The organism is Micromonospora sp. NPDC049204 (assembly GCF_040647935.1).
Taxonomy (GTDB): Bacteria; Actinomycetota; Actinomycetes; order Mycobacteriales; family Micromonosporaceae; genus Micromonospora.
Map to the genome: position 1 here is coordinate 277,802 of NZ_JBEZDC010000003.1, position 24,084 is coordinate 301,885.

20 protein-coding genes are annotated in these 24,084 nt (G+C 70.6%); 12 read left to right on the forward strand and 8 right to left on the reverse strand.

What is annotated here, in order from left to right:
* Window positions 1-10: 10 nt before the first annotated feature.
* Window positions 11-3,070, reverse strand: coding sequence for an amino acid adenylation domain-containing protein (locus AB0A90_RS07360; protein ID WP_357243134.1), 3,060 nt, complete (start codon window positions 3,068-3,070; stop codon window positions 11-13).
* 462 nt (window positions 3,071-3,532) lie between these two features.
* On the opposite strand from AB0A90_RS07360, the gene AB0A90_RS07365 reads away from it, so the two are divergent.
* From AB0A90_RS07365 to AB0A90_RS07380, 4 genes are all read left to right on the forward strand, one after another.
* On the forward strand, window positions 3,533-4,351 hold the full coding sequence (locus AB0A90_RS07365) for a basic amino acid ABC transporter substrate-binding protein (RefSeq protein ID WP_357243137.1): 819 nt from the start codon (window positions 3,533-3,535) through the stop codon (window positions 4,349-4,351).
* Window positions 4,352-4,520: 169 nt separating this feature from the next.
* Window positions 4,521-6,053 (forward strand): acyl-CoA carboxylase subunit beta, encoded by a 1,533-nt coding sequence (locus AB0A90_RS07370; protein ID WP_357243140.1) that lies wholly within the window; start codon window positions 4,521-4,523, stop codon window positions 6,051-6,053.
* A 78-nt stretch (window positions 6,054-6,131) separates the two neighbouring features.
* Window positions 6,132-7,280, forward strand: a complete 1,149-nt coding sequence (locus AB0A90_RS07375; protein WP_357243143.1) for an acyl-CoA dehydrogenase family protein — start codon at window positions 6,132-6,134, stop codon at window positions 7,278-7,280.
* Window positions 7,281-7,412: 132 nt separating this feature from the next.
* Window positions 7,413-10,055 (forward strand): helix-turn-helix domain-containing protein, encoded by a 2,643-nt coding sequence (locus AB0A90_RS07380; RefSeq protein ID WP_357243146.1) that lies wholly within the window; start codon window positions 7,413-7,415, stop codon window positions 10,053-10,055.
* Window positions 10,056-10,263: 208 nt separating this feature from the next.
* On the opposite strand, the gene AB0A90_RS07385 is transcribed toward AB0A90_RS07380, so the two are convergent.
* A complete protein-coding gene (locus AB0A90_RS07385; protein WP_357243149.1) occupies window positions 10,264-10,770 on the reverse strand; it encodes a MarR family transcriptional regulator in 507 nt (168 codons plus the stop codon).
* Between the two features lie 99 nt (window positions 10,771-10,869).
* On the opposite strand from AB0A90_RS07385, the gene AB0A90_RS07390 reads away from it, so the two are divergent.
* Together AB0A90_RS07390 and AB0A90_RS07395 are read left to right on the forward strand one after the other, a co-directional pair.
* Window positions 10,870-11,451, forward strand: coding sequence for a YceI family protein (locus AB0A90_RS07390; RefSeq protein WP_357243152.1), 582 nt, complete (start codon window positions 10,870-10,872; stop codon window positions 11,449-11,451).
* 297 nt (window positions 11,452-11,748) lie between these two features.
* Window positions 11,749-13,227 carry a glutamate--cysteine ligase gene (locus AB0A90_RS07395; protein WP_357243155.1) on the forward strand — a complete coding sequence of 493 codons (1,479 nt, stop codon included), beginning with the start codon at window positions 11,749-11,751 and terminating at the stop codon, window positions 13,225-13,227.
* A 90-nt stretch (window positions 13,228-13,317) separates the two neighbouring features.
* Here AB0A90_RS07395 and AB0A90_RS07400 read toward each other — a convergent pair whose 3' ends face one another.
* Window positions 13,318-14,745, reverse strand: coding sequence for a hypothetical protein (locus tag AB0A90_RS07400; RefSeq protein ID WP_357243158.1), 1,428 nt, complete (start codon window positions 14,743-14,745; stop codon window positions 13,318-13,320).
* A 126-nt stretch (window positions 14,746-14,871) separates the two neighbouring features.
* Between AB0A90_RS07400 and AB0A90_RS07405 the strand changes: the two genes are divergently transcribed.
* Window positions 14,872-15,558, forward strand: a complete 687-nt coding sequence (locus AB0A90_RS07405) for a PASTA domain-containing protein (protein WP_357243161.1) — start codon at window positions 14,872-14,874, stop codon at window positions 15,556-15,558.
* 158 nt (window positions 15,559-15,716) lie between these two features.
* The gene (locus AB0A90_RS07410; RefSeq protein ID WP_357243164.1) at window positions 15,717-16,544 is read left to right on the forward strand and encodes a PASTA domain-containing protein; all 828 of its coding nucleotides are present in this window, start codon (window positions 15,717-15,719) and stop codon (window positions 16,542-16,544) included.
* Window positions 16,545-16,551: 7 nt separating this feature from the next.
* Here AB0A90_RS07410 and AB0A90_RS07415 read toward each other — a convergent pair whose 3' ends face one another.
* On the reverse strand, window positions 16,552-17,004 hold the full coding sequence (locus AB0A90_RS07415; RefSeq protein ID WP_357243168.1) for a hypothetical protein: 453 nt from the start codon (window positions 17,002-17,004) through the stop codon (window positions 16,552-16,554).
* Between the two features lie 104 nt (window positions 17,005-17,108).
* On the reverse strand, window positions 17,109-17,393 hold the full coding sequence (locus AB0A90_RS07420; RefSeq protein ID WP_357243171.1) for a hypothetical protein: 285 nt from the start codon (window positions 17,391-17,393) through the stop codon (window positions 17,109-17,111).
* Window positions 17,394-18,019: 626 nt separating this feature from the next.
* On the opposite strand from AB0A90_RS07420, the gene AB0A90_RS07425 reads away from it, so the two are divergent.
* From AB0A90_RS07425 to AB0A90_RS07435, 3 genes are all read left to right on the forward strand, one after another.
* Window positions 18,020-18,901 (forward strand): helix-turn-helix transcriptional regulator, encoded by an 882-nt coding sequence (locus tag AB0A90_RS07425; RefSeq protein WP_357243174.1) that lies wholly within the window; start codon window positions 18,020-18,022, stop codon window positions 18,899-18,901.
* Window positions 18,871-19,092 (forward strand): DUF397 domain-containing protein, encoded by a 222-nt coding sequence (locus AB0A90_RS07430; protein ID WP_357244072.1) that lies wholly within the window; start codon window positions 18,871-18,873, stop codon window positions 19,090-19,092. Before AB0A90_RS07425 ends, AB0A90_RS07430 begins: the two co-directional genes overlap by 31 nt.
* A gap of 207 nt (window positions 19,093-19,299) precedes the next feature.
* A complete protein-coding gene (locus AB0A90_RS07435; RefSeq protein WP_357243177.1) occupies window positions 19,300-19,701 on the forward strand; it encodes a hypothetical protein in 402 nt (133 codons plus the stop codon).
* On the opposite strand, the gene AB0A90_RS07440 is transcribed toward AB0A90_RS07435, so the two are convergent.
* Complete coding sequence (locus AB0A90_RS07440; protein ID WP_357243180.1) at window positions 19,669-20,268, reverse strand: hypothetical protein; 600 nt, start codon at window positions 20,266-20,268, stop codon at window positions 19,669-19,671. The genes AB0A90_RS07435 and AB0A90_RS07440 overlap by 33 nt on opposite strands.
* 215 nt (window positions 20,269-20,483) lie before the next feature.
* Here AB0A90_RS07440 and AB0A90_RS07445 point away from each other — a divergent pair, with 215 nt between their 5' ends.
* The gene (locus tag AB0A90_RS07445) at window positions 20,484-22,040 is read left to right on the forward strand and encodes a S8 family serine peptidase (RefSeq protein WP_357243183.1); all 1,557 of its coding nucleotides are present in this window, start codon (window positions 20,484-20,486) and stop codon (window positions 22,038-22,040) included.
* Between the two features lie 63 nt (window positions 22,041-22,103).
* Here AB0A90_RS07445 and AB0A90_RS07450 read toward each other — a convergent pair whose 3' ends face one another.
* Window positions 22,104-22,910 (reverse strand): WecB/TagA/CpsF family glycosyltransferase, encoded by an 807-nt coding sequence (locus tag AB0A90_RS07450; protein ID WP_357243186.1) that lies wholly within the window; start codon window positions 22,908-22,910, stop codon window positions 22,104-22,106.
* A complete protein-coding gene (locus AB0A90_RS07455) occupies window positions 22,907-24,022 on the reverse strand; it encodes an NAD-dependent epimerase/dehydratase family protein (RefSeq protein ID WP_357243189.1) in 1,116 nt (371 codons plus the stop codon). The genes AB0A90_RS07450 and AB0A90_RS07455 overlap by 4 nt, the downstream gene beginning before the upstream one ends.
* Window positions 24,023-24,084: the final 62 nt, after the last annotated feature.

Consider the following 24,084-nt stretch of genomic DNA (forward strand, 5'->3'; position numbering starts at 1 on the left):
AGGTCGCGGTTCACTGGACTGTCGCGGTGGACAGGTGCGGACGGTTCACTGACAGGAAGGTCCTCGCGAGACGGTCGACCATCGTGTCGACCCCCACGTCCCGACTCGTGCCCCAGTTGAGGCCGAGATCCCGAGCCAGCCGGGCGGCGCGGACCGTGTCGGTGCCGACCAGGGCGTCGTGGCACACCCCGGTCAGTGCGTCGGTCGCCGCGGCGCTGCGGGGCCGAAGAACAGCGAGACAGCGGGCTGTCTCGTCATCGCCGACCAGGTCGGCGGCCCGGTCGAGGAACCGGTCGTACGGGACCTCCGGCAGCGCGCCCGCCTCGGCGCGGAGCAGGGACAGCAGCTCGGTCACCGGCACCGACGTCGGCGCCACCACGTTCAGCACGGTGCCCGGCAGCACCGGGTGGTGCGGGTCGGTCAGCGCGGCGACCACCTGGGCGACCAGGTCGACCGGGGTCCAGTCCACGTGCAGGCGGGTCGGCGGCCGTACGCCGAGCCGTAGGCAGAGCCGCAGGATCATGGTGACCGAGGACCGGGGGTTGGCGTGCCCGGTCCGGGAGTGGGCGGCGACCTCCCCGAGCCGGACGACGGCGGCGGGGACACCCTGCTCGCTGGCCGCCCGCAGCAGTTGCTCACCGACCCACTTGGACTGGCTGTAACCGTCGGGTGGCAACGTCGACCAGGGCGGCAGGAACGACTCGGTGAGCGGTGTGCCGGGGGCGTGCCGCACGGTGGTCGTCGACAGCGAGATGATCCGCTTGCGGACGTGGGTGCCCGCGAGGTGGATGAGGGTACGCAGGCCGTGCACGTTGGTGGCCCGTAGGTCGACGTAGTCGCGGAGGGTGTCGACCCGACCGCCGGCGTCGACGATGGTGCCGACCTGTCGACAGAGCCGCCGCCAGTCGGCGGCCACCAACCCGAGGTGGGGTTTGTCGAGGTCACCGGCGAGGGCCGACCACCCGGTCAGCTCCGCCGGCCCGTAGCCGCCGGCCGACAGCGCGGACCCGACCCGGTGCCGGGCCGCCTCGTCGTCGGTGGCGCGGACCAGGCAGACGACCGGTCGACCACCCTGCGCGGTGAGGGCGGCCAGCACGTGTGAACCGATGAAGCCGGTCGCGCCGACCAGCAGGATCGCCCCCGGGTCGTCGGGCCGCCGGACCCGCACCCGGCCCAGCTCACCGAGGCGCAGGTCGTCGGCCAGTTCGTGTGGCGTGACAACGGGCGGGGGCAGCGGGCTGCCCCGGCGGACCAGTTCGGCCTGTGCCGCGATGGTGGTCGAACGGATCAGGTCGCGTACGTCCAACCGGATCGCGAAGGCGCGTTCGAACTCCACCGCGAGCCGGGCGGCGCCGAGTGACGTTCCACCGAGGCAGTAGAAGTCGTCGTCGTTGGCGTTGAAGCCCAGCACCCGCGTCCAGATCTCGGCGATCCGCGCCTCGACGCTGTCCGCCGGGTAGGCGGCGTCGGTGTCGGTGGCCCTCGGTGCGGCACCGGCCAGTCGGCGGCGCAGTCGCTCCTGGTCGACCTTGCCGTTGGAGAGCAGCGGCAGGGTGGCGAGGCGGACGAATCTGCCGGGCACCAACGCGGCGGGCAGCGCGGTCCGGGCGTGCTCACGCAGCGCCTCCTCGGTCACGGCCCGCTCGGCCGAGTAGAAGCAGACCATCGTGGCCGCCGCGCCGGCCTCGTCGACGATCACCTTCACCTGGTGCACGTCGGGCAGCGTGGTGAGCGCGTGCTCGATCTCGCCCAGGTCGACACGTATCCCGGCGATCTGGACCTGGGCGTCCCGGCGGCCGCTGAACATCAGCAGGCCGTCCTCGCGTACCCAGCCGAAGTCACCGGTGCGGTAGAGCAGGTCGCCTTCGACCTCGTCGTACGGGTTCGGGACGAACACCTGCCGGGTGCGCTCCGCGTCGCCGTGGTAGCCCGCGCCCAGGCAGACGCCGGCGAGGTGAATCTCGCCGATCTCGCCCCGGGGTGTCGGCTGACCGTCCTCGTCGAGGAGCAGCACCGAGGTGTTGGGCAGGGGTAGGCCGAGGGGGATGACCTGGCGGTCGTCGTCGTGCACGGCGTGGAAGACCGAGCCGATCGACGCCTCGGTCGGACCGTAGGTGTTGGTCACCCGGATGTCGGCGAACATCCGTCGGAAGGCCTGGACCGTGTGCGGTTTCGCGGCTTCGCCACCGATGAAGACCTGGCGCATGGACGCCAGCAGGTGCCGGTCCTGTGGCCGGTGCTCGAGGCGTTCGACGAGCAGGTCGAAGATGCTGGGGACGAAGTCCGTCATGGTGACGCCGTGCCGGTGGATCTGGGCCAGCGTCGCGTCGAAGTCGAGGATGCCGGTGCGGTCCGGGATGACCACGGTGCCGCCGCGGGTCAGCGGCCAGAGCAGCTGCCAGATCGACGAGTCGAAGGTGTGCGCGGAGTTCTGGAGCACCACCGCGCCGTCGGCGGCGAACCGCTCGGTCATGGACAGGAAGCGGTTGACCAGCCCGTGGTGCAGGTTGACCGCGCACTTGGGCAGACCGGTGGAACCACTTGTGAAGAAGGCGTAGATGGGGTCTTCCGGCCGGGGACGGTCGGTGGCGGGCGCGGGGCTCCGGTGTGTGGTCGGCTCCGTCCGCACGTCGATCACCGGCAGGGCGGGTGCGCCGTCCGGCGGCGACCCGACGGTGGCGACCGGGCTGAGGCCGTCGAGCATCCGGACCTGGCGCAGCGCCGGCCAGGCGCGGTCGAACGGCACGAACGCGGCACCCGACCGCATGGTGCCGAGCATGGCGACGAGGAGCCCGACCCGGTCGTCGAGCAGGAGCGCGACGAAGTCACCCCGCCGGGCGCCGACGGCGAGCAGATCGGTGGTGACCGCGTCGGCCAGCCGATCCACGTCCCGATAGGTGAGCGTGCCGGTGGGATGGACGATCGCGGTGGCGTCGGGATGCCGGCGGATCGTCTCGTCGATGAGGTCGGCGACTGTCTGGTGGATCGGACGTGGCCGGACCGGCCCGTTGAGGAGAGCGCCGACCTGGGCAGGACTGGGGCGCAGGCGCTCTGTTCTGGTGACGGTCAAGGTGTTTCTGAGGACACCACGGAGGCACCTCTCCCGAGCAGTTCACAATATGCCGTTGCGGCGGCACCGTGGACAGGGTGGATAGTCCCCGTTGACTGCATCGCATCGTAACTGCGAACTTTTGAAATTGTCTATGCATCGACAGCGGTAATTTGCCACCGACGAACAGGGCGAAGCGTCGAAATCGGTCAGCGTCGAATGATCTCTGGTCGGCCGCGACGGCGGGTCCACGAGCCGGGGTGGGGGCCGACCCCGCTGACGTCCGGCAGCTAGCAGGGAAATCCCAGTGCCGTCAACGATTCTCACGACTCGGGATCGACGACTTCGGGGTGTCACCGCCTCGTCTGAGCGGACCCACTGGTCAGTGCCTTTGGATCTAGTCGGCAATCCGGGTAATCAGGTACGGTCCCTCTGCCATCACCCTGTCCTGCCGTTACTTCGGGGAAACAAAGGGGCATAACTGTGAATATCTATAAGCCGGTCCGAACCATCGGTCTTGTTGTTACTGTCGGTGCACTTGTCCTCAGTGCCGGATGTGCCAAAAAGGATCAGGGTGAGGTCCAGACCAGCGGGGTCAAGCTCATCAAGGCGGGCACCCTGACCATCTGCACCCATCTGCCGTACCCGCCGTTCCAGTCCAAGGACGCCAGCGGCAAGGTGGTGGGGTTCGACGTCGACGTGATGGATCTCGTCGCCAAGAAGTTGGGCGTCGAGCAGGCGATCGTCGACACGCCGTTCGAGGGGATCAAGTCCGGTCAGGATCTCAACACGGGCAAGTGTGACGCCGCCGCCGCGGGCATGACGATCACCGAGGAGCGGCAGAAGGTGATGGACTTCTCCGCCCCCTACTTCGATGCGACGCAGGCGCTGCTGGTCAAGACCGGCAAGTCGTACAAGTCGCTGGATGACCTGAAGGGTCGGAAGGTTGGCGTGCAGGCGGCGACCACGGGCCGTGACTACGCCCGCAAGTTCGAGAAGGAGAAGAGCCTCCAACTCGTGGAGTTCGAGGACCTCGCCGCCGAGCAGCAGGCTCTGGCCACCGGGCAGATCGAGGCCGCCATCAACGACCTGCCGGTCTGGGCCGAGTACATCAAGGAGAACCCGGGCGGCTTCGAGGTGGCGGCCGAGTTCGACACCGGCGAGCAGTACGGGATCTCGGTGAAGAAGGACGGCAACCCGGAACTGCTCAAGACGATCAACGAGGAGCTGGCCAAGGCGAAGCAGGACGGCACGTACGACGCGCTCTACGAGAAGTGGATCGGCCAGAAGCCGCGCGTCTGACCCCATCCCCGTCCGCTCGGCCCCCTGGTCGGCGCTCCATCTCCGGCCTGTCGTAACCGGCGGTTGGGTCGCCGCGACCCGTCCGGGTACGTTAGCCTAACGATCGTTTAGGTCGGTAGGTGTGCCCGGACGGGCCGCCGGCCGGGGGTGGCGGCAGTAGGGGGTCGGCGTGACGCTCGACGGTGAGGCACTGGAGCAGCTGCGCAAGCGGGCCCGGTCCGGTGGTGCGGACAAGTACCACGCGGCCAACGCGGCCAAGGGCAAACTCTTCGCCCGGGAGCGGGTCGCGCTCCTGGTCGACGAGGGCTCGTTCGTCGAGGACGGCCTCTACGCCAACGCACTCGCCGAGGGGTTGCCCGCCGACGGCGTGGTCACCGGCACGGCCACCATCGACGGCCGACAGGTCTGCCTGATGGCCAACGACTCCACCGTCAAGGCCGGCAGCTGGGGCGCCCGCACCGTCGAGAAGATCATCCGGATCATCGAGCGGGCGTACGGCGCCGGCGTGCCGATGGTCTACCTGGTCGACTCGGCCGGTGCCCGGATCACCGACCAGGTCGATCTCTTCCCCGGCCGACGCGGCGCCGGCAAGATCTTCTGGAACCAGGTCCGCGCCTCCGGCTCGATCCCGCAGGTCTGCGCGCTGTTCGGCCCGAGCGCCGCCGGAGGGGCGTACATTCCGGCGTTCTGTGACGTGGTCGCCCTGGTCGACGGCAACGCCAGCATGTACCTCGGCTCCGACCGGATGGTCGAGATGGTCACCGGGGAGAAGACCACCCTGGAGGCGATGGGCGGGGCCAAGGTGCACACCGCCGAGTCCGGCGTCGGGCACTTCCTCTGCAAGACCGAGGCGGACGCGCTCGACGTGGTGAAGACCTACCTGTCGTACCTGCCGGCGAACTGGACGCAGGCGCCGCCGGCCGCGCCGGCCGTCGCCGCCCCCGCCAAGGCCGACCTGGCCGCGCTGGTGCCGGCCAGCGAGCGGCAGGCGTTCGACATGCGTCGGTACGTCAAGGGCCTGCTCGACGAGGGCTCCTTCTTCGAGATCCAGGCGCTCTGGGCCAAGGAGTTGACCATCGGGTTCGGCCGGCTCGACGGTCAGGTCGTCGGGGTCATCGGCAACAACTCGATGTTCAAGGGCGGCGTGCTCTTCGTCGACTCGGCCGACAAGGCCACCCGGTTCGTGCAGCTCTGCGACGCGTTCAATGTGCCGCTGCTGTTCCTCAGCGACGTACCCGGGTTCATGGTCGGCAGCGTGGTCGAGAAGCAGGGCATCATCCGGCACGGCGCCAAGATGATCACTGCGATCTCCGAGGCGACGGTGCCGAAGATCTGCGTGGTGGTGCGCAAGGCGTACGGTGCCGGCCTCTACGCGATGGCGGGCCCCGGGTTCGAGCCGGACGCCACCATCGCGCTCCCCAGCGCGAAGATCGCGGTCATGGGCGCCGAGGCTGCCGTGAACGCGGTCTACGCCAACAAGATCGCGGCGATCGAGGACGAGGCCGAGCGGGCCGCCTTCGTGGCCGCCAAGCGGGCCGAGTACGAGCAGGACATCGACGTCGTCCGGCTCGCCAGCGAGCTGGTGGTGGACGCCATCGTGGAACCGCACGACCTGCGCACCGAGCTGGTCCGTCGCTTCGCGGCGGCGCGTACGAAGGATCGGCACTTCTCCCGCCGTCGGCACGGCGTCACCCCGGTCTGATCACCCACCCAGACCCGCACCGCGACCCGCTTTCGGCGTCACGAGCGCCGGGACGGACCGTCCTTACAGGAGGATGAGATGGACTTCCGGCTCACCGACGAACAAGCGGCGCTGCGCGAGAGCGTGCGGGACTTCGCGCGCCAGGTGGTCGCCCCGGTCATCGCCGAGCACTACGAGCAGCACACGTTCCCGTACGAGGTGATCCGGCAGATGGGCAAGATGGGCCTGTTCGGCCTGCCCTTCGGTGAGGAGCACGGCGGCATGGGCGGCGACTACTTCGCGCTCTGCCTGGCCCTGGAGGAGTTGGCCCGGGTCGACTCGAGCGTGGCCATCACGCTGGAGGCGGCGGTCTCGCTGGGCGCGATGCCGATCTACCGCTTCGGCACCCCGGAGCAGAAGGCGACCTGGCTGCCCCGGCTGCTCAGCGGCGAGGCGCTGGCCGGGTTCGGGCTCACCGAGCCGGGCACCGGCTCGGACGCCGCCGGAACCCAGACGCGGGCCGTGCTGGACGGCGACGAGTGGGTGATCAACGGCTCGAAGGCGTTCATCACCAACTCGGGTACCGACATCACGGCCATGGTGACCGTCACCGCGGTGACCGGCACGAACCCGGACGGCTCCAAGGAGCTGTCGACGATCATCGTGCCGACCGGCACGCCCGGGTTCACCGTGGCGCCGGGCTACTCGAAGGTGGGATGGACGGCCTCGGACACCCACGAGCTGACGTTCGACGACTGCCGGGTGCCGGCGGCCAACCTGCTCGGCGAGCGGGGCCGGGGTTTCGCCCAGTTCCTGCGAATCCTCGACGAGGGCCGGATCGCCATCGCCGCGCTGGCCGTCGGCCTCGCGCAGGGCTGCGTCGACGAGTCGATCAAGTACGCGAAGGAGCGGCACGCCTTCGGCCAGCCGATCGGCGCCAACCAGGCCATCCAGTTCAAGATTGCCGACATGGAGCTGAAGGCGCACACCGCTCGCCTGGCGTACTACGACGCCGCCGCGCGGATGCTCGCCGGTGAACCGTTCAAGCGGCAGGCCGCCATCGCCAAGCTGCACGCCAGCACGATCGCCGTGGACAACGCCCGGGAGGCCACCCAGATCCACGGCGGGTACGGCTTCATGAACGAGTACCCGGTGGCCCGTTTCTGGCGGGACTCCAAGATCCTGGAAATCGGCGAGGGCACCAGCGAGGTGCAACGCATGATCATCGCTCGGGACCTGGGTCTCTGAAGGTCCGCCGCGTAGGCCTACCGATCGGCCCGGCAAGGCTGCCCGTAGGGCTGTCGGATTATCGGCGAACGGGCGTCGGCAGCCCGACGTTCGGCTGCCGACGGTCGTAGTTCATCCGTACTCTTCGTGGCCATGACTCCGGATCATGAAGGGTCACGGAGCCCGGCTGGTCGTACCCCCCTGCCGGAGCTGCTCCGCGGGCATCGACGCGCCGCCGGCCTGACCCAGGCCGAGCTGGCGTCCCGGGCCGGGGTGGGCGTGCGGACGGTGCGTGACCTGGAGCGCGGCCGGTCGGTCCGGCCGCAACGCACCACCGTCGAGTTGCTCGCCACGGCGTTGGCGCTGACCGGCACCAGCCGGGCGGCGTTCCTGGCCGCCGCCCGCGGGCACTCCGGCACCGAGTCACCCGGGCCGGACGCCACCCCGACGGCGCTCGGGACCGGCGACCGGACGACCTCCCAGTCGCTCTCCACCAACCCGCCGGCCACCCTCCCGCCGCCGGTCGCGCTTGTCGGCCGAGATCGCGACCTCGCCGAGCTGGCCGAGATGCTGACCGCGGAGCGCGGGCCTCGGCTGGTGAGCCTGGTCGGGTTGGCCGGGGTCGGCAAGACCGCGCTGGCAACGGCGGTGGCACATCTGGTGGCCGTCGACCACCCGGGCGGTGTGGCCGGAGTGCTTGTCGCTGAGGGCTCGGACGGGCCGGACGTGTTCGCCGCCGCGATGGCCGTACTGGGCGCGGCACGGCTGCCGGACCTCCTGACCCGGCTCGCCGGACAGCCGGCGCTGCTGGTGCTGGACGCGGTGGAGCATGCGCCGGACCCGGTGGCCGCGACGCTGCACCGGCTGATCGGTGCGGTGCCGTCACTTCGGGTGCTGGTCACCGGGCGGCATCCGGTCGGACTGCCCGGCGAGAGGGTCTGGCCGGTCGCACCACTCGATGTGCCGCCGCCGGGCGACGGACGCGCTGGAGCGGCCCCGCTCGAATCGTGGCCGGCGGTCGCGTTGTTCACCACCCGACTGGCTCAGGTGCGTCGGGAGCCGCCCAGTCCCGATGAGCTGCCCGCCCTTGTCGCGCTGGTCCGCCGGCTGGGAGGGCTGCCGCTGGCCATCGAGCTGATGGCCGCCCGAGGTCGACTGCTCGACCTCACCGAGCTGCTGGACCGGTACGGCGACCACGTGCTCGACCTCGCCACTCCCGCCGATCCGGTGGTCCACCCCGGCGCGGCGGCGGCGGTGTCGGTCACCCTGCGCGACGCGGTGGCGACCAGCTACCGATTGCTGGCCCCCGACGAGCGGGCGGCGCTGCGGCAGCTCGCCGTGTTCGGCGACCGCTGGTCGGTGGAGTTGGCCGAGGAGATGCTCGGCGACCGGGCCGACCGGGACGGCGCGGTGGCGATCGACCCGGTTCCGCTGTTGGACCGGCTCGTCGAGCTGGGGTTGCTGGGCGTGCGCGGCACCGGGCCGTTCCGGTTCCGCCTGCTCGACGCGGTCCGCGACTACGCCATCGAGCAGGCGGCCGCCGCGGGTGAGCTGACCTGCATCCGACGTCGGCACGCCGAGGTGATCGCGCGCCTGGTGGCGCGGATCGCGAGCGACCTGGTCGGCCCCCGGCTGCCCGACGCGGTGCACCGGCTGGACGAGATGAGCAGTGACATCAGCTCGTCGCTGGCCCACGCGACCACGGACGACCCGCTCACCGCGCTGCGGCTGGCGGCGTGCCTGACCCGCTGGTGGCGGTTCCGTGGGCGAGACGTCGCCGGGCGACAGTGGCTGCGGCGGTTGCTGGCGGACCCCCGGACCGCCGACGCCGATCCGATCCTGCGTGGCTGGGCCGCGCTCGGGGTTGCCCAGCTCGCAGCCGAGCACGGTGCGGGTGCCGAGGAACTGTCGACGGCGCGTACGGCGTTGGGCATCTTTCGCCAGGCCGGCGACGTCACCGGGGAGCTGGAGGCGCGAAACATCCTCGGCATCCTGCTGATCTCCGTCGGCGGGCAGGACGAGGCTCGCGAGCAGGCCGAGACGGCGCTGCGGTTGGCCGCCCGTAACGGACGTACCCGGGATCTGGCGGTGGCCCAGAACAGTCTTGCCTGGCACGAGATCCGGACCGGTGACCTGGCCGCCGCCCGTCGCAGGCTCGCGGCGGTGGACCGCCTCGCCGCCGAGAGTGGCGAGCAGCGCCTCCGGGTGCTGGCCTGGGCCAATCGAGCCGAGGTCGCCCGCCTGGAGGGCTGGTACGCGGACGCCGTCGACCAGGGCCGGCGGGCGCTCGCGGCGTTGTCCGAGCTGGGTGATCCGAGACGCCGTCGCCGGGTGCTCGGGAAGATCGGGTTGGCGCTCGCTCAGGACGGGCGTGCCGTGGAAGCGACAGAGGTGCTCACCGAGCTGCGCGCGGGGACCGCTGAGGCGGTGGCAGCCGAATCACCGCGAGCGCCGGCTCGCCGGGCCGTGGCGCCGAGGCAACGCTCGGGGGAGTCGGCGCTGTCCGCGGGCGGGCCGGAGGTGGGTCTCGGTGCGTTGATCGAAGGGAATCTGGCGCTGCACCGGGGTGACCGGGAGTTGGCCGCAGAGTGGTTCGCCGCGGCCGTCGACGCCAAAGGTCAGGAGCGCCGAGACGTGGTGGAGGCGCTTGTGGGACTGGCTGCGAGCACCGCGGACCCGGCGGTCCTGGAGCGGCTGGAACGGGTCTGCGAGGAGAGCGGCATTCGGCTGCTGCCGCAGGAGTCGGGACTGCTCTACGCGCTGACGGCGACCCGTAGTGGGCCGGAAGCACCGTAGGTGCCCGTGCGCGGGCGGGGAGAGTGGCGCGGACGAAGAGCCCCCTTGGTGCTACCCCTCGCTGTTCGCCCGCGCCGTCACCCCCCGGTGATTCCCCGGTGCAGGAAGCCTGCCACCGCCAGCAGAGCGAAAAGTCTGATTAGCCGAAATTCTTCGCCTTGGCTCGCTCAGTTCTGCCGGTCTTTCTGCCGGTGCGGACAGCCGGTGTTCAGGGCTGGGTGGCGGCGGACTCCTGCTCGGGGCTGACGTCGTCGCTGCCGGCGGTGGCGCACGGGTGTGCGGCGTCGCGTACCCGGCGCAGCCCGTCGAGCAGGGCGGTCAGCGCCTCCGGGTCGAGTTGGCCGGTGAACCACTGCTCGATCATCTGGAGATGCCCGGGTAGCGTCTCGTTCAGGCGTTGCATCCCGGCTGCGGTGACCACCGCGTACGAGCTGCGCCTGTCGTTCGGGCAGGCCCGCCGGGTGAGCAACCCGTCGCGTTCCATCCGGTCCACCACACGGGTCACGCCGCTCGTCGACAACGAGGTCTGCGCGGCGAGGTCGGTCATGCGTAGTTGGTTGCCCGGCGAGCGGGCCAGTCGGGTGATGACCTCGAACTCGACCGAGGACAGGCCGTGCTCCTCCAGTTGAGCGTTGAACCGGGCTGACAGCCCGGCGTGTGCCTCGAAGAGCAGGCCGACGGCGGTGATCCGGGGATCGTCGAAGACGTTGGTCACTCGTTAATCCTAGCAGTACTTGACAGGAGGAATATTGTTGGGGTTATATTTGCTCAAGCAGTCGTTGGGCTACTAAACAATCTCCTGGAGGACAGCAGCATGACCAGCAGCATCGATGCCGTTACCCGCGAATGGGACGGCCTCACCATCCCGGCGGCTGGCACCTACGTCCTCGACGTGGCGCACAAGCGGGTGGGCTTCGTGGCCCGGCACATGATGGTGAGCAAGGTTCGCGGTGAGTTCAAGGACGCGACCGCCACCATCACCATCGCCGAGGACCCGCTGCAGACGTCGGTCGTCGCGACCATCCAGGCGGCCAGCATCGACACCACCCAGACCGACCGGGACGCACACCTGCGCAGCCCCGAGTTCCTGGACGTCGAGAAGTTCCCGACGCTCGAGTTCCGCAGCACCGGGGTCAAGTCCCGTAGTGGCAGCGAGTTCGTGCTCACCGGTGAGCTGAGCATCAAGGGCGTCACCCGGCCGGTCGAGCTGGAGGTGGAGTTCGAGGGTGTCGGCCGCAGCCCGTTCGGTCAGGACATCTTCGGTTTCTCCGCGAGCACCGAGATCGACCGCGAGGAGTTCGGCCTGACCTGGAACGTCGCCCTGGAGACCGGGGGCGTGCTGGTCAGCCGCAAGATCAAGATTGAGATCGAGGGCGAGGCTGTCCGCCAGGCCTGATCTTCCCCGCATCGCCGGTACACCGGGCCCACGCCGCACGTCGGCGTGGGCCCGGTGTCGTCTCCACCTCCGACGCCGATGTCGTGGTATTCGTCACGAGCGGCTCGCGCCGCCATCGCGTCCGCTCGCTCGGTGAACGGGGTACAGATGGCGCCACGAGCGCGCCCGCTCCGGTCGATGTCGGATCACCGCCGTCGGCCTCTGGCTCCGGTCAGGTGGGCGCTCTTACCGTGGAGGGTTCACAATGCGCTTTCCGGGACGGACGAATCCCGACCGCGCCGGCTGTCGGGAGGACACATGGGCAGGGACGTCGCACAGGGCGCCTTCACCCGGGATGACCGCGTCCGCTACCGGCAGAAGGTACGACGCTGCCTGGACGTCTTCGCCCTCATGTTGGACGACTTCGGGTTCGACGCCGACCGGCCGATGACCGGCCTGGAGATCGAGCTCAACCTGGTCGACTCGGCGGCCGAGCCGGCGATGCGCAACGAGGAGATCCTCGCCGACATCGCCGACCCGCTGTTCCAGACCGAGTTGGGGCAGTTCAACCTGGAACTCAACGCCGAACCCCGACTGATCGAGGGCACCGGCTTCGCCGACTACGAGCACGACCTGCGCGGCAGCCTCTCCAGGGCCGACGAACGCGCGGCGAAGTCCGACGCGAAGATCGTCCTGGTCGGCATCCTGCCCACCCTCACCGAGGGGCACCTGGTCGAGGACAATCTCTCCACCAACGAGCGCTACCGGGTGCTCAACGACCAGATCGTCGGCGCCCGTGGCGAGGACATCGAGCTGGACATCCGCGGCGTCGAGCAGTTACGGACGCACACCGACTCGATCGCCCCCGAGGCTGCCTGCACCAGCCTCCAGTTCCACCTCCAGGTCGCACCGGACAGCTTCGCCGACTACTGGAACGCCTCCCAGGCCATCGCCGGGGTCCAGGTGGCGATCGGAGCGAACAGCCCCTACCTGTACGGGCGCCACCTGTGGGCCGAAACCCGGATCGCGCTGTTCCAGCAGGCCACCGACACGCGTCCCGACGAGCTGAAGGCCCAGGGCGTACGGCCCCGGGTGTGGTTCGGCGAACGGTGGATCACCTCGATCTTCGATCTCTTCGAGGAGAACGTCAGGTACTTCCCGCCGCTGCTGCCGATCTGCGAGGACGAGGACCCGGTGGAGGTGTTGCACGCCGGCGGCGTCCCGAAACTCGGGGAGTTGAGGCTGCACAACGGCACGGTCTACCGGTGGAACCGCCCGGTCTACGACATCATGAACGGCCGGCCGCACCTGCGGGTGGAGAACCGGGTGTTGCCGGCCGGCCCGACGGTGGTGGACATGCTCGCCAACGCGGCCTTCTACTTCGGGCTGGCACGGGGTCTGGCCGAGGCGGACCGCCCGATCTGGAGCCAACTCACCTTCTCCTCCGCCGAGGAGAACTTCCAAGCCGCCGCCCGACGTGGTCTCGACGCCGTGCTGCACTGGCCCGGGCTCGGCGACGTACCGGTCACCAAGCTGGTGCTGGAGCAGTTGCTGCCCACCGCCGCGGCCGGCCTGGACGGCTTCGGCGTCTCCCCGGCGCAGCGGGACCGGCTGCTCGGCATCATCGAGCAGCGCTGCCGCACCGGCCGCAACGGTGCCGTCTGGCAGACCGAGGCGGTGTGGGCGGCGGAGCGGCGGCACGGCATGGACCGGGCGGCCGCGCTGCACCACATGGTCCAGCGCTACGCGGAACTCCAGCGCGCCAACGAACCAGTCCACACCTGGCCGGTCCCCTGACCCCACCCCACCCCCCGATCGCGTTGATCATGGGGTTTATTGCCGCGACACGCCGCTCGGGGTCGCCGAGGGGCCGGGGGCCGGGGGTGGTTAGTCGGAGGTGGGGCGGGTGGGGCGGCGAGTTGCGCGGCTGCGGCGGGCGCTTGGTGTCGGATCCTCTGCGGGGGCGGAGATGGATGGTTCGGTGCGCGGCGCGGGCACCCTGGGCGCGGGCACCCGCGGCGTGGCATCCGCACCTGGCGTGGCATCCGCACCAGGTGCGGCGCCTGTCGTGGTTGTCCGGTGCGCGGCGTCGGTCCTGCCGCGTCGGCCCGCGGCGGTGATGGACGAGCGGAAAGTCGACGGCTCGGGCTCGGCGTTCGGAGCCGGATCGGTCCGAGGCCCGTCGACGGTGATCTGCGTCGAGTCGACCTGAACTGCCGGGTGCGGCTCGGGTTTCGGGGCCGCGACTGAGGCGCTCCGATGAGCCGCCCGACTCCGCTCGGCGCGATCGGCGAGGACAGCGGCGAGTACGGAGCCGCCGATCCCGGCGATCACCGCGTACGGGGCGATCAGTTGGGTGGAGAGCTGCGCGGGACCCAGCGTCGACCAGTGCGGCAGGGTGGTCAGGTAGGCGAGCGCGACGAGCACCGGACCAGCGGCCCCGGAGGCAGCGGCCCCGACGCGGTGCCCGGCCGATCGGGCCGTCCGCCGAGCGGCCAGCACGCCGATCAGCAGCGCCGGCACGAGTGCCAACAGCGCACCTGGCCAGTAGAGCTGGTCGGAGATCCAGTACCGCGGGTGGTCCGGATCAAGCTGCCAGGTGCCGAGCTGGGCTCCGGTCAGCCCTCGTCCGACGCGTACCCCGTCGATCACCGAGACCACCGCGAGCAGCCAGAGCCAGGCGGCCGTCGCGGTCACGTTGATCGCGGCGGCCCGGGAGCGAAGCGCCCAGCCGGCGACGAGCACGCCGATCAGGATGCCCAGCATCGCCTGCACGGCGGCGGTCCGTTGCGGTGCCCCGGTGTCGGCGCCGGTGGCGACCCGCGCGGGAACGGCGATCAGCAGCACGGTGACCAGCCCGCCGATCCCGGCACCGAGCGCCAGGACAACCCGTCGCAGCAGGCCCGCCCGGTCGGCGGACGGCACCTCGGCCACCTGCGGTGATCGGCTGTCCGTCGGCTCCGGGTCGGGCCGGTCGGCGGCAGGTGGATCCATGGCGGTGGCCGGGTCGGACTCCTCGGTCGCTGCCGGGTCGGTCGCCGGTGGCGTGGCCGTCACTGGCGGCGTGGGCGTCACCGGTGCGCCGCCGCGCTGGTGGAGCCGCTGCGCGCAGACCGCGCCGAGGACCGTCGAGCTGGCGGCGAGCCAGGTGGCCCAGGCGAGGCCGTCGGCCCAGGCCGTGTCGCTGGCGCCGGCATCGCTGGGCGTCCAGGTGATGACGCCGAGCCCGTAGCCGAAGCCCAGTTGCGCGGCACCCGCGCCGGCAGCGACCCCGATCGCGGTCGCGATCGACACTCCCCAGCCCTGTCTGGCCATGCCGGGCAGCGTAACGTCCCGTCGTCGGCGCGGCGAGTCGCAACGACCCGCCGGTGTGGGCCGACCGTCGGTGCGGCGGATTGGGCGGCGGGCGGTACCGTCGCCGGTGATGAGGCGGTGGACGGTATGACGGACACGAGCACGAACCCGCAGGATGCCGCGGGCGGCGGTGCGAGCCGGGCCAGTATGTGGCTGGGTGGTGGGTTGGCCGTCGTGCTGCTCGCCGCGATCGGCGCGACCGGCGGTTGGCTGCTGGCCGGCGACGGCGAGAAATCCCCGGGGGACCCGCTGACCGCCGCGACCACGACCAACCCGCCGAGCAGCCGGGCCACCTCGGCTCGACCGAGCACCGGTCGGGCCACGCCGTCGGCCGTCCGGACCTCCGCCACACCGACCAAGGGCACCGGCCTGACCGTGCCACCGGTGATCGGCGTCGAGTTCATGCAGGCGCGGGACATGCTGCGCGAGCATCGGCTGGGCTGGCGGCTGGTCTTCGGCGGCGGAGCCGGTAGCACTGTCGAGAGCGCCGTACCCGCCGTGGGCACCGAGGTCGCCCGGGGCACGACCGTGCAACTTCAGGTGACGGGGCCAGCGCCAGCGGCCGAGGTGCCGGACGTGGTCGGCAAGGACTGCGCCAAGGCCGTCGACGAGCTGATCGACGAGGGCCTCTACCCGCGTTACATCAGCGGTCGCAACGGAAAGGTCGCCCGGCAGGAGCCGGTCGAGGACGGCTCGGCCCGGTGGAACGACGAGGTCAGCATCTGGTGCGGGGCGGGCGCCCCCGAACAACCCTCGACGAAACCCACTCCCTGAGCTGAGACCGGTGCGCCGATCGTCGACGCAGCCGAGGCGGAGCGACGTACCCGCGAACGGCGCGGCACGGCACGCTGATCCCCACCGATGGCAGGTTGGGCGACTAGGTTGACGGTCGAGGGCCATGCCGCCCGTCCGGTTCGCGGAAAGGACGTGCGATGAGCGACGACCGCCAGGAGCCTCCCGCCGGCGAGCACGAGGACGATCGGACCCGCCCACTGCCACCGTCCGCCGACCGGGCGGAGCCACCGCAACCGACCCGACCCACCGGCGAGCCGGACGAGACGGCGCCGATCGACCGGACGGTCCCGGCTCGTCCCACCGGGTCGTCCGACCAGACCATGCCGATCGACCGTGCCGCCGCCACCGCGCCGCCCAGCCCGGGTACGCCGCCCAGCCCGGGTACGCCTTCGTGGGCCGGGCGGGCCGAGGTCCGGCCGCCCCGGCCGGATGAGGCATCCGGGGATTGGTACGTCGAGGAGCAGGGCGGTCGGCGCTGGTGGCTGCCGATCCTGTGGGGTGTGCTCGCGCTGCTGCTCGCCGGCCTGCTCGGCGGGGCGCTCTGGTTGGTGCTCGCCAAGCAGGATGACGACCGGGACGATCCCGACCCCACCCCGTCGGCCAGTGCCACAAGTGCCGCACCGACCAGCGCATCGCCCACCTCGGCCGCGCCGACGAGCGAGGCACCGAGCAGCGCGCCGGCCACCAGCGCGCCGGTCCAGGTGCCCGTGCCGCCGCTCGTCGGCCTGCCGCAGGCGACCGCCGAGGGGTTACTGGGCCGGCTCGGCCTTGCCTACCAGGTGGTGTACCGGTCCTCGGAGTTGCCGCCCGGAACTGTGGTGGGCACCGAGCCGGGAACGGGCACGCCGGTGTCGACCGACGACGAGGTGCTGTTGATCATCTCTCAGGCCCGGCCCTCGACCGGGGTGAGTCCGACCCTGCCGAGTCCGACCGCGCCGAGCCCGACGGTGACCAGTACGCCCTGACCGGTGGTCACCACATTCGCCGGCGGGTGCCGACCAGGCCGAGGCCGGCCAGTGCGATGGCGAGGCCGAAGATGCCGGACCAGAACAGGGAGCGGCGGGTGTCCGCCGCGGTGCGTCCGGCCGGAGCCGCTTCGGTGACCTGCGGACGGTCGTCGGACTGGCTGCCGGCGCCACGGCCGGCCGCCGACCCGGTTGGAGTGGTGACGCCGGCCTGGCTGCCCGGGGCATCCGCGCCGGTCCGGTCGGAGTTCCCGGCTGCCGGTGGAGAGTCCTCCGTCGGTGGGTGGTCGTCGACCACGGTGATCTCCGGTGCGGGCACCGGTGCGGTCAGCCGGGTGGACGACATCGCCGGGTCGCGGACGAGAACCAGGGCTGTGACCATCGCCCCGAGGAGGACGAGCAGTCCACATGCATAGGCGATACGGGAGCGGTGGTGCCGCAGGGCGGGCTGATTGACCATGACCATCCCAGGGTCAGGGTCCTGGACGCGCGGGTGGAACGGTGCCGGGGTGGGCGTACCGATTCTATGGCGACGGCACGCCCACCGGCGGCGGATCGGGTCGGTCAGCCGACCCGGAGCGGGGTACGGGTGACCGGTCGCCGGGCCCGTACGGTGTGCGGGCGGGGCTCGGGGGCGGCCTGTAGTTGCTCCAGCCCGTCGCGCTGGACGAAGATCGATCGTCGGTTGACCGCGTCGCCCGCGGCGTTCAGCTCATAGCCGTCGAGCCAGAGCCAACCGTCGTAGGTGGGCCAGTCCAGCACCCGGATCACCCGGAACTTGATGGGCTTGAGGAACTGGACACTCGCCGCGCGAGTCACGAGCAGTACGTCACCGGTGCGGGGAAGCACATGGGCTCCTGGGGAGGATGGCCGGCAACTGTGCCGGCGGTGCCTGATCGGGGGACGTCTCGGCCGGTGACGGGGTCGTGCCTCGTGAACCGGTGGTGCGGATGGTGGTGGCCGGGCCGTACCTCGCTGGTGGCGTGCCGCCACCCGACCATCACCCGGATGCTTCCGGGAACCGCGCCCGCCGCCGCAGCTTGCCGGCTTGCAGCGGCGGGGTCATTACCCCGGAGCACGTCTCGGTTGTGCCGGCCGGGTCCGCGCCGCGTCGGGCTTCCCCGCCTCGGTGGGTTCACCACTGCGAGGGAGCGGATCGAGACGCTGAGTAACCCGTGCCATACGGACAGAGTGCATGAGGGACGTGCTGCATGCAAGTTGCACGTCGACTTTTGCCGATACGTGAGCGAGTCCCGCGAAAGGCCTATTGAAGCCTTCCGCGTACGGGCGGCACACTGGGAGCCGGTTTCGCCCGTCGCGGCCGGCCGAGGACCGGCACCACCCCCTTCGTCGCGAACGTTCGCCGGACGACGGTCGCGCCCCCGGCGGGTGTCAGCCAGTGGCGCGTCGACCGGAGGTAGCCCGAGTGGGGCCGAGCAGCCAGCCGCGGGGATCAGCGACTCACGGGTTGCGCGATGAGTGAGCGGCGCAGTCCCACCATCAGAAGGCGGCGGCTCGGTGCCGAGCTGCGGCGGCAGCGGGAGTCCGCCGGGATCACCATCGAGATGGTCGCCGAGCAGTTGGAGTGCTCGGCGTCGAAGGTCTCCCGGATCGAGACCGGGCACACCACCGCCACCCCTCGCGACGTCCGGGACATGCTGCGGATCTACGGGGTGGTCGGTGCCGAGAGCGACGAGCTGGTGCAGATCGCCAGGGAGGCCCGACAAAAAGGTTGGTGGCATCCGTACAGCACGGTGCTCGTCGGCGCGTACGTCGGGCTGGAGGCGGCCGCGAGTTCGATCCGGGCGTACGAACAGCAGGTCGTACCGGGTCTTCTGGAGACCGAGGAGTACGCCGGAGCGATGATCCGCGCGGCTCGGCCAGACTTCACCGCCGATCAGGTGCACCAGAGGGTGCGTGTCCGTCTGGGCCGTCAGTCGTTATTGACCCAGGACGATCCGGTCGATCTGTGGGTGGTACTCGATGAGGCGGTGGTACGTCGGCCGGTAGGCGGGGACGAGGTGATGCGTGGCCAACTCAAGCGGTTGGTCGAGGTGGCCGAGTTGCCGAACGTGACGTTGCAGATCCTGCCCTTCGAGGTGGGCGCGCACGCCGGCATGGACGGCACCTTCACGATCCTCAGCTTCCCTGAGCCCGGTGATCCTGATGTTGTGTACGCGGAGAACGCCACGGGTGGGCTTTTCCTCGAGAAGAGCGACGAACTGCAGAAGTACAGCTTCATCTTCGATCACATCCGCGCTGCGGCCATACGTCCAGAGGAGTCCGTCGCACACATCGCAAAACTGGCAGAGGAGCCGTTGTGGAAATGGCGACCAAAAGGTTCCCCGTGGACCTGACGCAGGCAGCATGGTTCAAGAGCTCAAAAAGCGGGCCGAACTGTGACAACTGCGTGGAGGTGGCGTACGTGACGGGGGCGGTCGGAGTGCGGGACTCGAAGGACAAGACAGGCCCGGCCCTGGTTTTCGCACCGAGTGACTGGCACGCCTTCGTCGGCGGCACCCGAGGCGGTGCGTTCGGCGAGGTCTGACCGAGTGGTCAACTGAGGCCCTCGTCCGGATTCGGATCCGGACGAGGGCCTTGCCGTGTCCGGGGCGGGCCGGGCGGGTGGGGCGGTCGGCGAGGTTCCGCCGGGATTCCCGTCGCCACAGGCCGCCCGTCTCGTTGAACTGGTCGGTACGGCGCAGGTCGACGACCCGTCGCACCGACCGGCAACCGAGCGAGGTAGGCGAGACGGATGACGACGATCGGGTCAGACAATCTCACCAGCGGTCCGGGTAAACCGGAGCGGTTCGGTGGCAAGTACCGCGGAGCGCGTCGGGACAGCGTACTGACCGAGGTGGTGTCGACCGACCAGGAGATGAGTGGGCGGGACACGTCGGCCTCCGAGTCGGCGGACCTGCCGCTCTCGCTGCCCTCGCTGGACACGAACCCACTTGTCGAGCCGTCGTTTCCGCCCACCGGCTGGCCGATGGAGCCCCGCGGGTCGCTGGCCGACCATCCGCTGCTTCGTGGCCTGCTGATGGAGTTGCCGCCGAAGGGCAGCCTGCCGCCAGCGGAGTGGCTGGACCGCTGGTTCGAGGCGACCAGGGCGATCCTGGAGTTGCTATACGTGCAGGGGGCCGGTCGTCCGCGCTGATCGCGGAACGGCGGGCTGCGCCCGCTCGGCGAACCGGCTGTGCCGCAGCGCGTGCCGGACTCCGATGGCGATCACCGCGAGTGCGCCCACGGTGATCGCCGGCCCGGTGACCCCCGGGTTGGCGCTCAGGTCGGTGCCGACCGCCTCGATCACCGCCGGCACCGTGGCCAGGGCGGTCACCTGTAGTGGCAGGCCGACGAGTGGGTGGGCCGCGGCGGCGCGCAGCCCGTGGGGCGCAGGCGTGCCGGGGGCGTTGGCGAACGCGCCCGCCCCGGCCCGCAGCCGGCGGATCCGCCGTAGGGAGCAGACCGTCGCCACCAGCGCCGGACCGGCGGCCAGGGTGAGCCCGGCGGCGGCCCGGTCGACGGGCGCGGTGCCGGCACTGAGCAGGCCGCCACCGACCACGGCCGCGGTGAGCGCCACGCCGATGAGGGACAGCACCAGCAACCATCCGGTACGCCGGCGCAGCATGCGGGTGTTACGCAGCCGGGGAAGCCCGTCGGCGAGGACTCCGGCGGCCAGCCAGACGGCGGCGATCGGAAGCAGGATGGTGAGGTGACTCTCCATGTTCGAGAGTCTTTCCCGAATCACGGTCGGGCGAATCCGGGCCGGTCCCCAGTTCGCCCCGGACGACTGGCCCGTAGGGGTCATCCCACGGAGATATGGACGTTCCGGCATGTCCAACAGCCCGCTCACTGACCTACTCTCAGCTAGATCGGCAAGCGTCGATTGATGTTGGGACCGGTGGTCACGTTCCGCCGCCGGTCAGAGGGAGGTAGGAAATGGGTCTTCCACGAAGGTCCGTACTGGTCGGGGTGGCCGCGGCGACGGTGCTGGCCGTCGGCACGCCGGCCCTGGCCGCCGAACCTGCCGGTGTGGTCAGGGCGGCCGGCGGAGCCACCGCCGTGCCGGACAGCTACATCGTCGTTCTCAAGGACAGCGCCGTGGCCCGCGACCGCGTCGGCGACACCGCGAAGCGGCTCTCCGGCCGCCACGGCGGCACGGTGGCCCGCACCTACGGCGCGGCGCTGCGCGGCTTCGAGGTCACGGTGAGCGCGAGCGCGGCGGCGCGGATCGCGGCCGACCCGGCGGTGGCGTACGTCGAGCAGAACCACACCGTGTCCATCTTCGGCACGCAGGCCAACCCGCCCTCCTGGGGCCTGGACCGGATCGACCAGCGCAACCTGCCGCTGGACAGCTCCTACACCTACCCCAACACGGCGAGCAACGTGCACGCCTACATCATCGACACCGGCATCCGGTTCTCCCACAACGACTTCGGCGGCCGGGCCACCTCCGGCTACGACGCGGTCGACGGCGGGTCGGCCGACGACTGCAACGGGCACGGCACGCACGTCGCCGGCACCGTCGGCGGGTCCGCGTACGGGGTGGCCAAGGCCGTCCAACTCGTCGGCGTACGGGTGCTCAACTGCTCCGGCAGCGGCACCAACGCCGGTGTGATCGCCGGCGTCGACTGGGTCACCGCGAACGCGATCAAGCCGGCGGTGGCGAACATGAGCCTCGGCGGCGGCGCGAACACCTCACTCGACAACGCGGTCCGCAACTCGATCGCCTCGGGCGTCACGTACGGCCTGGCGGCCGGCAACGACAACGGCGCGAACGCCTGCAACACCTCGCCGGCACGTACCACCGAGGCCATCACGGTGGGCTCGACGACGAGCTCGGATGCCCGCTCGTCGTTCTCCAACGTCGGTACCTGCCTGGACATCTTCGCGCCCGGCTCGTCGATCACCTCGGCCTGGTACAACAGCAACACCGCGACCAACACGATCAGCGGCACCTCGATGGCCACGCCGCACGTGGTCGGAGCGGCGGCCCTGGTGGCCAGCGCCAACCCGGGCTGGACGCCCGCGCAGGTCCGCAACCAACTGGTGGCCAACGCGACACCCAACGTGGTGAGCAACCCCGGCTCGGGCTCACCGAACCTGCTGCTCTACGTGGGTACCGGCACCACCCCGCCGCCGCCCACCGGCTGCACCGGCACCAACGGCACCGACGTGTCGATCCCGGACGTCGGCTCGGCGGTGACCAGCTCCATCACCATCTCCGGCTGTGGACGCAACGCCTCGTCGGCCTCCACCGTCGCGGTGAACATCGTCCACACCTACCGGGGTGACCTGGTCATCGACCTGCTCGCGCCGGACGGCAGCGCGTACCGGCTGAAGAACAGCAGCACCTCGGACAGCGCCGACAACGTGAACGCCACGTACACGGTGAACGTCTCCGGTGAGGCCGCCGACGGCATCTGGCGGCTTCAGGTGCGGGACACCTACTCGGCCGACACCGGCTACATCAACACCTGGACCCTGACCGTCTGACGGTTTCTGACGGCCGAGGCCCCATCCGGTGGACCGGGTGGGGCCTCGTGCCGTACGGATCGATCAGACCGAGAAGGTCGCCGGCCGCTCGCTGGCCGGCGCCGGCGGGCGGGCCTTCCACAGGCCGAGCTTCTGGGCGGCGAGCCGGCTCAGGTAGGCCGGGTTGAGGATGACGTAGCGCCGCCAGAGCCGCTTCGGCTCCAGACCGAGACGCCAGAACCACTCCAGACCGGCACGCTGCATCCAGCGCGGGGGCTGACGGAGCAAGCCGGCGTGGTAGTCGAAGGCCGCGCCGACCGCCATCAACGGCATGTCCAGCAGCGGTCGCATGGCGTACGCGAAGACCTCCTGGCGCGGGCAGCCCAGCCCGACCAGGACCAGCCGGGCACCGCTGGATCGGATGCGGTCGGCGATCTCGGCGTCCTCGCCCGGTTGGGCGGCCCGGAACTTGGACGGCTCCACCCCGGCGATCTTCAGGGCCGGGAACATCCGCTCCAGCGCCGGAATCAACCGGGAGAGGGTCTCCTCGGTCGACCCGTACAGGTAGATCGGCAGCCCCTCGTCGGCGAAGCGCGACAGCACGTGCAGGGTCAACGTCGGCCCGTAGACCCGGTCGGAGAGCCCGGCGTGGTGCAGCAGGTTGAGCGCCCACCGCACCGGCTGCCCGTCCGGGGTGACCACGTCGAAGGAGTTGAGCCGCGCGTTGTGCGCCGGATCGAGCACCCCGGTCATCACGCCGTGCACGGCCAACGCGGTGAGCGCGAGCGGACGCCGCTCATGTGCCGCGGTCACCACCGCATCGGTCGCCGTCGCGTAGTCGGTGGCGTCGACCAGGACGCCGAGTACGTTGCGCTTGGTCCGCGCGGTCATGCCTTGAATACCCACTTACCCACGTTGGCCTCGTAGATCTCCCGCAGGATCATCGGCACGTCGTAAGTGATCTTCCAGTCCGGGTACTGCTCCTCGAACCGGGCCATGCTGCTGACATACCACTGGTGGTCGCCGGTGCGGGCCTGCTCGACGTAGTTGATCCGCGCCTCGCGGCCGGTGATCTCCTCCGCGATGCGGAACGCCTCGATGTGCGAGGTGTTGGAGTGCCGGCCGCCGCCGAGGTTGTAGACCTCCGCGGAGCGCGGGGCCCGGAAGAACGCCTCGAAGGCGGTCAGTACGTCCCGGGAGTGGATCGCGTCCCGGACCATCTTGCCCTTGTAACCGAACAGGTTGTATGTCCGGCCCTCCATCACGCAGCGCATCAGGTACGCCAGGAACCCGTGCAACTCGGCCGCCGAGTGCGCCGGACCGGTGAGCGTGCCACCCCGGAAGCAGGCGGTCTTCATGTCGAAGTAGCGCCCGTACTCCTGAACCATCACGTCCGCCGCGACCTTCGAGGCGCCGAAGACCGAGTGCAGCGAGTGGTCGATCGACATCTCTTCGGTGATGCCCTGGTACCAGCGGTGGTCCTCGGGCAGCTCGTACCGTGTCTCCAGCTCGACGAGCGGCAGGGTGTTCGGCCGGTCGCCGTAGACCTTGTTCGTCGAGCAGTGGATGAACGGCGCGTCGATCGCGTGCCGGCGGGTGTTCTCCAGGATGTTGAGCGTGCCGCCGGCGTTCACGTCGAAGTCCGTGTACGGCTCCTTGGCCGCCCAGTCGTGGCTCGGCTGAGCCGCGCTGTGGATCACCACGGCGATGTCCGAGCCGTACTTCTTGAACACCTGTTCCAGGCCGTCCCGGTCCCGGATGTCCACCGCGAAATGGGTGTACGCCCCGCCCAGGTCACGGGTGAGCCGATCCAGGCTCCAGGATGTGGAGCCGTCCTCGCCGAAGAAATACCGGCGCATGTCGTTGTCGATGCCGACGACGTCCAGACCGAGGCCGGCGAAGTGCCGGACCGCCTCGGAGCCGATCAGGCCACCCGACCCTGTCACCAACGCGACACTCACACGCCACTCCTGGTCCATCGGAGACAGAATCCATCGCAGCATAGCCTGGCGTCCGACACGCCCCGATATGACGGAAGGGCCCCGCAGTAAGCGGAGCCCTCGTC